Annotated in this window: 10 protein-coding genes; 4 read left to right on the top strand and 6 right to left on the bottom strand. The window is 73.2% G+C overall.

Going from position 1 to position 11,002, the window contains the following annotated elements:
• A partial coding sequence (locus ABD466_RS32660) for a hypothetical protein (protein ID WP_344661081.1) occupies positions 1-1,190 on the top strand: 1,190 nt, incomplete at its 5' end.
• Entirely contained in the window at positions 1,187-2,392 is a 1,206-nt protein-coding gene (locus ABD466_RS32655; protein WP_344661080.1) for a hypothetical protein, read from the top strand. The genes ABD466_RS32660 and ABD466_RS32655, both read left to right, overlap by 4 nt.
• A gap of 57 nt (positions 2,393-2,449) precedes the next feature.
• Here ABD466_RS32655 and ABD466_RS32650 read toward each other — a convergent pair whose 3' ends face one another.
• Positions 2,450-4,714, bottom strand: coding sequence for an ATP-dependent DNA helicase UvrD2 (locus ABD466_RS32650; protein ID WP_344661079.1), 2,265 nt, complete (start codon positions 4,712-4,714; stop codon positions 2,450-2,452).
• Between the two features lie 113 nt (positions 4,715-4,827).
• Between ABD466_RS32650 and ABD466_RS32645 the strand changes: the two genes are divergently transcribed.
• Positions 4,828-5,082 (top strand): glutaredoxin domain-containing protein, encoded by a 255-nt coding sequence (locus ABD466_RS32645; RefSeq protein WP_344661078.1) that lies wholly within the window; start codon positions 4,828-4,830, stop codon positions 5,080-5,082.
• Between the two features lie 26 nt (positions 5,083-5,108).
• Here ABD466_RS32645 and ABD466_RS32640 read toward each other — a convergent pair whose 3' ends face one another.
• Positions 5,109-5,432 carry a hypothetical protein gene (locus ABD466_RS32640; RefSeq protein ID WP_344661077.1) on the bottom strand — a complete coding sequence of 108 codons (324 nt, stop codon included), beginning with the start codon at positions 5,430-5,432 and terminating at the stop codon, positions 5,109-5,111.
• A 140-nt stretch (positions 5,433-5,572) separates the two neighbouring features.
• Here ABD466_RS32640 and ABD466_RS32635 point away from each other — a divergent pair, with 140 nt between their 5' ends.
• Positions 5,573-5,719 (top strand): hypothetical protein, encoded by a 147-nt coding sequence (locus ABD466_RS32635; protein WP_344661076.1) that lies wholly within the window; start codon positions 5,573-5,575, stop codon positions 5,717-5,719.
• A 6-nt stretch (positions 5,720-5,725) separates the two neighbouring features.
• Here the strand turns inward: ABD466_RS32635 and ABD466_RS32630 are convergent, their stop codons facing one another.
• The 4 genes from ABD466_RS32630 to ABD466_RS32615 all read right to left on the bottom strand — a co-directional run bounded on the left by ABD466_RS32630 (position 5,726) and on the right by ABD466_RS32615 (position 10,926).
• The gene (locus ABD466_RS32630; protein ID WP_344661075.1) at positions 5,726-6,775 is read right to left on the bottom strand and encodes a trypsin-like serine peptidase; all 1,050 of its coding nucleotides are present in this window, start codon (positions 6,773-6,775) and stop codon (positions 5,726-5,728) included.
• Positions 6,776-6,897: 122 nt separating this feature from the next.
• Positions 6,898-7,920: an NAD(+) diphosphatase gene (gene nudC / locus ABD466_RS32625; protein ID WP_344661074.1), complete on the bottom strand. Its 1,023-nt coding sequence runs from the start codon at positions 7,918-7,920 to the stop codon at positions 6,898-6,900.
• Between the two features lie 59 nt (positions 7,921-7,979).
• Positions 7,980-9,398 (bottom strand): dipeptidase, encoded by a 1,419-nt coding sequence (locus tag ABD466_RS32620; protein ID WP_344661073.1) that lies wholly within the window; start codon positions 9,396-9,398, stop codon positions 7,980-7,982.
• A gap of 133 nt (positions 9,399-9,531) precedes the next feature.
• Entirely contained in the window at positions 9,532-10,926 is a 1,395-nt protein-coding gene (locus ABD466_RS32615; protein ID WP_344661072.1) for an aldehyde dehydrogenase family protein, read from the bottom strand.
• Between the last annotated feature and the right edge of the window lie 76 nt (positions 10,927-11,002).

The raw sequence follows: 11,002 nt of genomic DNA, 5'->3' as shown, positions 1-11,002 counted from the left end.
CCGGGGCGGGCCGGCCGCGTCCGCCCAGCCTCCGCGAGCGGGAGGCGGCGGTGCGCGCCTTCGGCGCCGGCCTGCGCCGCTCCCGCCGCAGGATCGCGGCCGTCGCGGCCTCTCTGGTGCTGGCCGCCGCCGTCGCTGCCGCCGCCACCGCCTGGTTCGACGGCGTCGCCGGCGCCGCCGACCGGGCCGCGGTGGTCTCGTTGTCCGTCGACTCGGTGGTGGACGGCGACCCGGCCGTCGCTAAGTACGACGCCGCGCACATGTCGGCCACGGCCGAGTACGTGGTCGAACTCGCCAACAACAGCCCGGACGCGGTGACCCTGGCCTCGGTCGGCTTCGACGCCGGCACGCTGATGGCCAGCACCGGCTGGAAGCCGGTCGGCGGCTCGCCGCGCATCCCCGGCGGCGCCACGGCCGAGGTCACGCTCAGCGTGCGGCTGTTCTGCCCGATGATGGTGGTGGGCGTGCAGACCGGGAGCTTCGGCGTGGCCGCGCGCGGCGGCAACGGGGCCTCCTCGATGCCGTTCCCGGCGCTGGACGTCGTGGTCCGCGACGGCGCCGGCGACGAGCGCAGCCTGACCCTGCCGACCCACGTCACCGTGCCCTCGCTGCTGCGCGGCGACTCCGGGGACCTCACGTTCGTCGGCAGCGGCCTCGAGCCCATCCCGCAGGTCGTCACCGCCGACGCCGGGGCCTGCGCGCAGTGGGAGGCCGACCGCGAGCGCCAGCTGCTCCAGCGCGAGCTGGCGACGCCCCCGGACACCGACCCCGAGCGGACCACCGGCGGCCTGGCCTTCACCTACGACAAGCCGCTGTCTCAGTCCGGCTCCACCTTCACCCTGGGCGTCAACGTGCGGAACACCACCACCCACGCCCTGACCCTGACCACCCGCAGCGACGCCGGCTCCCTGCAGAATCCGGCGGTGCGGACCGAGTGGCAGCCCACGGACCTCACCATCGCCGCGGGCCAGACACAGCAGGTGCGGCTCACGGTGACGGTCCGGGAGTGCCGCGAGCTCCAGAACGGCGACGTCGGTCGGGGCGGCGTCCCGGGGCTGGCCGAGGCGCTGCTCGAGGTCGACGACCCGGGCGCCGGCGTGACCTTCCCGGTGTACCCCGACCAGCTCATGACCGGTTCCCTGCGCATGGCCCGCGACACGGCCCAGGAGATCAAGGCGGCGTGTGCATGACCGACCTCATCGAGTCCGAGGACGAACTGCTCGAGCCGCAGCCGGCGCCCGGCCCCTCCGGGGTCACCGGACTGGCCGCTCTGACCCGGCGGCTGCGCGCCCGGACTCCGTTCGGCGGCTCCGGCGCCGACCCGCAACGGCGCCCGCGCGCCGCCCTGGCCGGCGTGCTCGCCGTGGCCCTGGCGGCCGGCGCCGCCGCCGCGGGCGTCGCCGTGCACCGCGCTGACCTGCACCGCGAGCGGACCCGCGGGCAGGACCGGATGCTGCTGCACCTGCTCGGCGGCGGAGCCTCGCTGGCCTACGCCGGCACCGGCGCCCGCAGCGGCCAGGCCCTCCCCGACGCCTTCGACGCCCCGCTGCCCACCGACTTCACCATCGGGGTCCGCAACGACGGCGCGAAGGCCCTGGAGATCACGGCCGTCCGCATCCGCCAGCCCGGCATGGACGTTGTGGACTCGGCGCCGAAGGCCATGGTGAAGCCCGGCGAGTCGGTGGCGCTGACCACCCGGGTCGCTGTGCACTGCACCGCCTCGGACCTGCCCCGGTCCCCCACCGGCGCGACGGTCGTCGTCCGCACCGCCGCCGACAAGGGCAAGAAGGCCGGCGACCCGATCGAGGTCCCCCTGACGTTCACCAGCGGTTCCGCGGAGGGCGCCGTACCGAACCCCAACCAGTCCCAGAGCTACCTGGTCGGTTCCTACGTCACCGGCAACTTCTACCACCTGTGCGCCAACGTGCTGGCGAAGATGCCGGCCGGGATCAGCGTCCGGGCCTCGACGCTGGACGCCACCCTGGGGAACCCGGTGGTGCGCTACACCATGCACATCGACGGCACCCGCGGTGCCTCCCAGATCGTGACGGCGTCGACGACCGCCCCGACGATGCCCGGAGTCACCTCCGAAACCGATCTGAAGGGTCCACTGCCGATCGGGGCCTCCGGGGTGGACGTCGCGATCACCGACCGGATCACCGACTGCACGGCGTTCGGCGACTACCTCGCCATCCGCGGCGGGGCGGCGACGGCCGCCCTCTGGCTGAGCTCGGTGGCGCCGCTCAGTGTGGAGGCCGCCGATCCGCGGTTCCGGCTGCCGCAGGAGCAGAGGTCGATGATGCAGAGCCTCGAAACGTTCGGGGAGCTGAGCGACGACAGCTTCCAGGACGCGTTGCTGGGACAGCTGGCCGCCGCCTGCCCCGCCTTGTGAGGCGGGGGGCGGTGGGGGCTCGCACCCTGCGGGCCCCGGCGCGGCTGCCGGAGCGGATCAGGCCCCGGCGGGGGGCGGCACCGCGGAACTGCCGCCCTCCGAAGCCGCGATCAGCTCCAGCACCTCGGCGCCGTACCGGTCCTGCTTCGCCTTCCCCACTCCGGCGATCTTGGTCAGCGCCGCGGGCGTAGTCGGCCGCGCCTCGCCGATCGCGATCAGTGTGGCGTCGGTGAACACGCAGTACGCCGGCAACTTCTGCTCCTTCGCCCGCGCCGAGCGCCACTCGCGCAGCGACTCGTACAGCTCCGGGTCCAGCGTGCTGGGGCAGTCCTCGCAGCGGCCCATCTTGCGCTCGGCCGGGTCGATCAGGGCCTTGTGACAGGACCGGCAGGTGATGGGTTCGACGGCCCGCCGGGACCGGCCCTCGCCGTCGCCGGAGCCTGAGCCGGAGGTGGGGCGCCGCCGCCCGGCCCCGCCGCCTCTTATGACGCCTCCGGCCGCGCCTTCGCGCGAGTCCCGGCCGACGCCGCCCCGCAGGCCGTCCAGGAACCGCGACGGGCTCCGGTTCGCCCGGCCGCCCGGGGAGCGCGCCAGCGACCACGACAGGAACAACCGCTCCCGGGCGCGGGTGACGCCGACGTAGAGCAGCCGCCGTTCCTCCTCCACCTGCTCGGGGGTCTCGGCGTAGGTGATCGGCATCATGCCCTCGGTCATCCCGACCAGGAAGACCGCATCCCACTCCAGGCCCTTGGCGGCGTGGAAGGTCGACAGGGTGACGCCCTCGACGGTGGGCGCGTGCTGGGCGTCGGCCCGCTCGCGCAGCTCGGCGCTGAACCGGTCGAGGCCGGCGTCGGGATGGGTGCGGCCGTACTCCTCGGCCAGGGCCACCAGCGCGGCCAGCGACTCCCAGCGCTCGCGCAGGCGGCCCGCGCCCTTGGGTGCCTGCGGGCTCCAGCCGTGGCTGGAGAAGATGGCGCGGACTTCGGAGGCCAGGTCCTCGCCGGCGTCCGAACCGTCGGCACGGCCCGGGCCGCCGGTGCCCGGCACCATGTCGCCGGCGTGGTCGGAGCGTGCCTTGGCGGCGCCCCGCAGCCAGACCTGGATCGCCTCGCGAACCTCGGGCCGCTCGAAGAAGCGCTCCACGCCGCGCAGTATGTAGGGCACGCCGGCGTCACTGAGCGCCTGCTCGTACTCCTCGGACTGCGCGTTGATCCGATAGAGCACCGCGATCTCGGACAGCTTGCCGCCGGCGTCGACCAGCTTCCGGATCTCCCGGGCCACCTCGCGCGCCTCGGTCTCGGCGTCGGAGTACTCGGCGAACTTCGGCCGCGGGCCGTCGGCGCGCTGCGCGATCAGCTGGACCCGGGCCTTGGCCGCGCGGCCCTCGGCGCGGTCCAGCAGCGCGTTGGCCAGGGCCACCACCTGCGGCGTGGAGCGGTAGTCGCGGACCAGCTTGACCACGGTCGGGTCGTCGTAGCGGTCGGCGAAGTCCAGCAGGTAGCGCGGGTCGGCGCCGGTGAAGGAGTAGATGGTCTGGCTGGCGTCGCCGACCACGCAGACGTCGGCCCGGTCGCCCAGCCAGCAGTCCAGCAGCCGCTGCTGCAGGGGGTTGACGTCCTGGTACTCGTCGACGGTGAAGTACCGGTACTGGTTGCGCACCGTCGCGGCGATGTCCGGGCGGTCCTCCATGATGCCGATGGTGAGCAGCAGCACGTCCTCGAAGTCGATGGCGTTGCGGTCCCGCTTGGCGCTCTCGTACTCGGCGTAGACCTTGGCCACCTCCGCGGCGTCGCGCGGCGGGGTCCGCAGTGCCTTCGCGGCGGCCCCGGCGTAGTCGTCGGCCACGACCTGCGTCGACTTGGCCCACTCGATCTCGCCGGCCAGATCGCGCAGCTCGGCCCGTTCGGCGTGCAGCCGCAGCCGCCGCACCGCCTCGGCGACCAGCGGGATCTTCGACTCGATCAGCTGCGGCGCCGGCCCCCCGACCGCCTTGGGCCAGAAGTACTGGAGCTGGCGCAGCGCCGCGGCGTGGAACGTCCGCGCCTGCACCCCGCCGGCCCCGAGCTGCCGCAACCGCCCGCGCATCTCCCCCGCCGCGCGCTGGGTGAAGGTGACGGCCAGCACCTGCGAGGGGATGTACTCACCGGTGCCGACGCCGTAGGCGATGCGGTAGGTGATGGCCCGCGTCTTCCCGGTCCCGGCCCCGGCCAGCACGCACACCGGCCCGTGCAGCGCCTCGGCCACCGCCCGCTGCTCGGGATCGAGCGCGTCGAGCAGCGCGGCTGCGGGTAAGGGGGCCTGCCCTGGTGTCGTCTGCGGCATCTGCCCATGTTCCCATCCGACCCCGACACACTCCGCACGACTTCGCGGAAGAATCGAACGCCCGCCGCGGTTGCACACAACCGGATGTCCCCGACAGCGACAGGATGTGAGAGATGAGCGACCAGATCACGATGTACTCGACGACCTGGTGCGGTTACTGCCGCCGGCTCAAGAGCCAGCTCGAGCGTGAGGGCATCGGATTCGCGGAGGTCGACATCGAGCAGGTGCCGGACGCCGCGCAGTACGTGATGTCGGTGAACGGCGGGAACCAGACCGTGCCGACGGTGGTCGTGCTGTCCCCGTCCGGGGAGAAGGTCGCGATGACGAACCCGTCGCTCGCCCAGGTCAAGCAGGCAGCGGGGATCTGAGGCGGCTCGTCCGCCGCTGCTGCGCGTCAGGCCTCCGGCCCACCGGCCGGAGGCTCTTCGTCGTCCGCGAGCGGCTCCCCCTCCACGAACTTCACGTCCGGCTCCGAGGCCGGGTTGATCCAGGCCCGCATGGTGATCGACGGTGACCAGGCCTTCGGTTCCTCCTGCCAGGCGGCCACGGCCTCGCGGAAGTCGGGGTTGGCTATACCGAGGGACAAGCTCGGGAAGGTCTGGACGGTCGTGGAGTCGTCCTCTAGGTAATGGCCCCAGGACTTGCCGCACTTGCAGAAGCGCTTCTCGGGAAAGAGCTTCACGATGTCGTGGCAGTGGGCGCAGTACATCAGTTTCATGGCCGCACGGTAGCGGCGCCCTTCCCGCGAAGGCACCGCCTTTTCCGGCACCGTCTTTTCTTCGGCGGCCACCCCACCTTCGAGTGGCTTACCCACACACCGCGTGACGATCCCATCACTCTGCGACTACACCTGATCTCATGCTGACCAAGGCCGCAGGGATCCTCGTCGCCCTCATCATCGTCGGGGTCGCGACCACGCACTCGCACGCCGCCCGCCCCGTCTGCCCCTCCGGGCCGAGGTCAGCTCACGCGACGAACACCGCGACGAGCACCACGGGGCGTTAGCGCGGGCTACGGCGCCGGCGAACTGTCCGCGATGGTGAACAGCTGCTTCGCCTTCGCGTCCAGATAAGGCCCGGCCAGCCAGTTCCCGCCGTGCGCGTTGTGCGCACTGCCCACCGACGTGTTGGTGATCAGCGAGAGGTCGCCGGCGGCCTGCCCGGGTGCGCGGGCGAACCAGCCGCCTCCTGAGGCGCCGCCGGTCAGATCGCAGCCGGCCCGGTACTCCTTGGCGTCCGGGCCCAGCTCGGTCACGTTCAGCAGCTGGACCGAGTCCGCCGTGCAGCCCCACTGCGCCATGCCGTTGAACGGCTCGGCCGCCGGGTAGCCGCGGATCGTCATGGACGGGGTCTTGTCCTGGCCGGTCGGGGCGTTGAACCAGAGCGGGACCGGCTTGGCGCCCGCCGCCTCGACCGCGTCGTCCAGGGTCTGGCCGTCGTCGTTGCGGCCGACCTCGATCACCGCGTAGTCGTGGGCGAGGTCGCCGCCGTGCTCGTCGCCGGTCTTCACCCACTCCGGCGAGGTCCACACGTGCACCGCCGAGAAGGTGCCCAGCGGGGCGTACTGCGCCAGGTCCGAGGGGTCGACGTTGGGGTCGCCGTCGTTGTTGTCGAAGGCGGGCACGAAGACCATGCCCGAGTGCCAGGTGCCGTCCTTGCCGTCGTGGACGCAGTGCCCGGCGGTCCACACCAGGCTCCGGTTCCTGCTCTTGATCACGGTGCCGGAGCACACGTAGTAGTTCCCGGAGTTCTGGTCGCCCTGCCGGTAGAAGAACAGCTTCCCGGTGATCGCGCCGCTCTTGTTCGTGTACGGGCCCGCGATCTGCCGGGCGGCCACCGGGCTGGGCAGCGGCGCGTTGTCGAAGGAGGGCAGCGAGGTCCCGGTCAGACCGCCGTCCCGGCCCTGGCGCGCGCCGCCGGCCGCGGACGGCTGCTTCGTCGGGCTCATCACCGAGCCGACGATGTCCCCGCCGTCGGAGGAGGCCTGGCCGACGACGCCGTTCTCGGCGCACCCGGCGAGCAGCGCGGCGGCTGCGGCGAGCCCCAGTAGCGTCGAAACCACTCGGCCCTTGTCCCGTCGGTGACGTCGCGGGCGTATCAGCATGGCGTTTCCTCCCCTCCCTTCGACGCCACGACCCTACCAAGCGGTTCTCTGAAAGAAGTCTGACTCGCCCGTGGCCCGGGTTACCCCGCCACCGGGTCGCCGCCGTACCAGTGGTTGATCAGCCGGCGCGAGATGGAGATCTCCAGCGGCAGCATCAGCAGCTCGCCGGTGCTGACCGCCTCCTTCAGCTCGGCGCGGCTGTACCATTTCGCCCAGTCCAGCTCGGTGCCGTCCAACCTCAACGCCGAGTCCTCGACGGTGGCGGCGAAGCCGAGCATCAGCGAGCGCGGCAGCGGCCAGGGCTGGCTGCCGAGGTAGCGCACCGAGGTGACGCGCAGCCCGGCCTCCTCCTCGCACTCACGGGCCACCGCGGCCTCCAGCGTCTCGCCGGGCTCGACGAACCCCGCGAGCACCGAGGCCCGGTTCGGCGGCCAGGAGGAGTTGCGGGCCAGCAGCAGCCGGTCGTCGGGGTCGGTGACAGCCATGATCACCGCCGGGTCGGTGCGCGGGAAGTGCTCGGTGCCGCAGTGGTCGCACTGCCGCACCGAGCCCGCGGACGTGGTGCGGGTCGGGTGCCCGCAGACGCCGCAGAACCGGTGCGTCCGGTGCCAGTTGTCGAGCCCGACCGCGTGCGCCAGCAGCCCGCCCTCGCGGTCCGGCAGCAGCGCGGCGATCTCGCGGACGTGCCGCAACTCGCCCAGCTCCGGCACGTCCTCGGCGGCCGGCGGCCGCGGCGAGGTGAGCGCCGCGCCCGGGGTGGAGGCCGAGCCGGCGGTCGAGGCCGTGGGCTCGCCGTCCGGGCCGGGCGAGCCGACGCTCACGGCGAAGTACGCCGTGCCGTCGGCCACGCCCAGGAAGAGCCGCTCGGCGTCCGCGTGGCGGGCGTCGAAGAACGCGCCGTCCCGGAACACCAGGCTCGGAGCCGGGTCGAGGAGGGCCTCGGCGCGGGAGTCGTCGACCGCGAACACCCGGGTGCCGGGGTCGGCCCAGGCCGCCGCCAGCCACGCGTCGTCGACGCGCCGCTCGGCCGAGCGGTCCACGTCGGACCGGGCCAGCAGCATCCGTCCGAGTTCGCCTTCGAAGTACCGCGCCTGCTCGCTCATGTCGATTCCTCCCCGAACCGATCCCGATCCGTACCGTGTCTTCTCCGCCCGGACTCGCCTCAGCCCTTCTCGGCCAGGTCGGACCACAGATACGCGGCGGCCTCGGCGCCCTTGAGCAGCAGCGGCATCGTCATGCTCTCGTTCGGAGAATGCCAGCCGTCGGAGGGCAGCGAAACGCCGAGGAACACCACCGGCGCCCCGATGACCTCCTGCAGGTCGGCCTCCGGGCCGGAGCCGCCCTCGCGGGTGAACAGCACCTCGCGCGGGGCGTCGGGCTCACCGAAGGCCTTGCCCATGGAGCGGGTGACCGCCTGCACCGCCGGGTGGTCCAACGGGGTCATGCAGGGCTTCACGCCGTCGGACTCCCAGTGGTGCGACCCGGTCAGCCCGGCCGGGACGTTCGCGTAGAACCAGTCCTCGAACTTCTTCGCCACGTCCAGCGGCTCCTGGCCGGCCACCAGCCGCATCGAGATCTTGACGTGCGCCGCGGCCGGGACGATGGTCTTGTGCCCGGGGCCGGTGTGCCCGCCCCAGAAGCCGTTCAGCTCGAAGGTCGGCCGCGCCCAGACCCGCTCCAGGGTGGTGAACCCGGCCTCGCCGGCGGTGGCCGCGGACTTCGCGTTCCCCAGCCAGGCCTGCTCGTCGAACGGCAGCTTCGCGAACATCTCGCGGTCGGTCTCGGTGAGTTCCACGACACCGTCGTAGAACCCGGGGATGGTGACCCGCTTGTCGTCGTCGTGGACCCGGCCCATGATCCGGACCAGCTCGGTCAGCGGGTTCGGGATCGCGCCGCCGAAGGAACCGGAGTGCACGTCGTTGGCCGGGCCGCTGAGATCGACCTGGCCGGTGATCATGCCGCGCATGCCGGTGCAGGTGGACGGCGTCTCACGGTCCCACATGCCGGTGTCGGAGACCACGACGACGTCGGCCCGGACCCGGTCGCGCTTCTCCTCCAGCAGGGCGCGGAAGTTCGGCGAGCCGGACTCCTCCTCGCCCTCGGCGATGATCTTCAGGTTCACGGCGGGAGCGGTGCGGCCGGTCGCGGCCAGGTGCGCGCGCAGACCCAGCAGGTGGAACGCCAGCTGCCCCTTGTCGTCGGCCGAACCGCGCGCGTAGAGCCGGTCGCCCTTGACCGTCGGCTCGAACGGCGGCGTCTCCCACAGGTCCAGCGGCGTCACCGGCTGCACGTCGTGGTGGCCGTAGAGGGCGACGGTCGGCGCGCCCTCGTCGCCCGAGGGCCACTCGGCGAACACCGTCGGCAGGCCCTGGCCGCCCGCGGTCTCCCAGATCTCCACCGTCGGGAAGCCGACCTCCCGCAGCTTCGCCGCCAGCCACTCCGCCGACTTCCGCACATCCGGCGCGCTCGCCGGGTCGGAGGAGATCGACGGGATGCGCAGCCACTCGCTGAGCTCGGCGAAGAACTCGTCGGCGTGTTCGGCGACGTACGGACGGACGGCCTTGTCCGAAGCAGAAGTCATGCCGGAGACATTACTCCTGCCCCGGACGGGACGATCATCCGATCAGATCGGCCGGAACGCCCTGCAAGGCAGCGGGGCGTAGGACGCCCCCGAGGCTTGCGGCACCTACCGGGAGAACCTGCCGCGCGACCGGTCAGCCGACCAGATCGGCCGGCACGCCCTGCAACGCCACCGGCCGCGTGAACCGCCGGATCGCCTCGGTGCCCACCGACGTGCTCCACGCCGCCGAGGTCGCCGGCCACGGCCCTCCGTGCTGCATGGCCTCGACGACCGCGACGCCGGTCGGCACCCCGTTCCACACCACGCGGCCGGCCTTGGCGACCAGGCTCGGCAGCAGCGCGCGGGCCGCGGAACGGTCGGCGTCACTGGCGTCGTCGGCGATGATCGTCGCGGTGAGCTGACCCTCCAGCGAGTCGGCGAGCGCCGGGTAGTCGGCCGGATCGGCCTGCACGAAGACGGTCGCCGGGCCGAAGTGCTCCTCGCGGTAGTCGCCGGTGAAGTCCTTCGCGGAGATCCGCACCGCGAACGGCAGCCCGTCGCGGGGATCAGCCTCCTGCCCGGAGGCCCCCCGCGCCTGGTTCTGCTCGCTCCACCGCCGGTGCGCGGCGGCCATGCCCGCGGTGAGCATCGGGATCGGGCCGGCGCCGCCGATCCGGGACGCGGCGAGGTCGGCGAGCGTCTCGCCGTCGTCCGTCTCCGGCACGAACACCACACCGGGCTTCGTGCACAACTGCCCGCCGGATCCGGTGACGGCCGTCGCCAGCGCCGTCGCCCACTTCTCCCGGCCCGCCTCGTCGGCGACCGCGCCCGGCAGCACGAACACCGGGTTCACGCTGCCCATCTCGGCGTAGACCGGAATCGGCTCCGGCCGGGCCGCGGCGGCGTCCATCAGCGCCCGCCCGCCGCCGAACGACCCGGTGAACCCGACCGCCTTGATCACCGGGTGCCGCACCAGGTCGATGCTCAGCTTGTTCGGGTCGCCGTCGGTCGACTCCGCGTCGAGGAAACCGAAGGTGCCCTCGGGCGCGCCGGCCCCGGCGACGGCCCCGGACAGCACCTCGGCGATCCGCCGCGACAGCCGCAGCTGCGCCGGGTGCCCCTTCACGACCACGGGACAGCCCGCGGCCAGCGCGGACGCGGTGTCGCCGCCGGGGACGCCGAACGCGAACGGGAAGTTCGAGGCGGCGAAGACCGCGACCGGGCCGAGTGGGACGTCGACCGTGTAGACGTCGGCGCCGCCCGGGGCCGCGCCCGGCGAGGTGCGCCCGGACAGGTGCCGGCCGGCCGCGACGTGGTCCCCGTACAGCCGCAGCTGCCCGGTGGTGCGGGTGATCTCGCCGTCGAGGCGCTCCCTGGTCAGCGCGGTCTCGGCCCACGCCAGGTCGACGAGTTCGGGCCGCGCCGCCTCCAGGGCGTCGGCGCAGGCGTGGAGCAGGTCGCGCCGGCGCTCGGCGCTCCAGGCGCCGTAGCCGCCGGCGGCCGCGGCCGCCGCGGCGACCGCCCGGTCCAGTGTCGTGTGATATGTCACCGACCCAGGGTAACCCGGTCCGGCCGCCGCCCCAAGGGCCGACCGGGGGATGGACGCCGTCCACCCCGCCGGCCAC

Source organism: Catenulispora subtropica, assembly GCF_039531675.1.
GTDB classification, from domain to species: domain Bacteria; phylum Actinomycetota; class Actinomycetes; order Streptomycetales; family Catenulisporaceae; genus Catenulispora; species Catenulispora subtropica.
This window is presented reverse-complemented; position numbering and strand designations above follow the sequence as displayed.

Bases quoted from the DNA above. Each gene is read 5' to 3' on its own strand.
- ABD466_RS32635 (WP_344661076.1), top strand. From the start codon at position 5,573: ATGCTGACCAAGGCCGCAGGGATCCTCGTCGCCCTCATCATCGTCGGG.
- ABD466_RS32620 (WP_344661073.1), bottom strand. From the start codon at position 9,398: ATGACTTCTGCTTCGGACAAGGCCGTCCGTCCGTACGTCGCCGAACAC.
- ABD466_RS32645 (WP_344661078.1), top strand. From the start codon at position 4,828: ATGAGCGACCAGATCACGATGTACTCGACGACCTGGTGCGGTTACTGC.
- ABD466_RS32640 (WP_344661077.1), bottom strand. From the start codon at position 5,432: ATGAAACTGATGTACTGCGCCCACTGCCACGACATCGTGAAGCTCTTT.
- ABD466_RS32650 (WP_344661079.1), bottom strand. From the start codon at position 4,714: ATGCCGCAGACGACACCAGGGCAGGCCCCCTTACCCGCAGCCGCGCTG.
- ABD466_RS32655 (WP_344661080.1), top strand. From the start codon at position 1,187: ATGACCGACCTCATCGAGTCCGAGGACGAACTGCTCGAGCCGCAGCCG.
- nudC (WP_344661074.1), bottom strand. From the start codon at position 7,920: ATGAGCGAGCAGGCGCGGTACTTCGAAGGCGAACTCGGACGGATGCTG.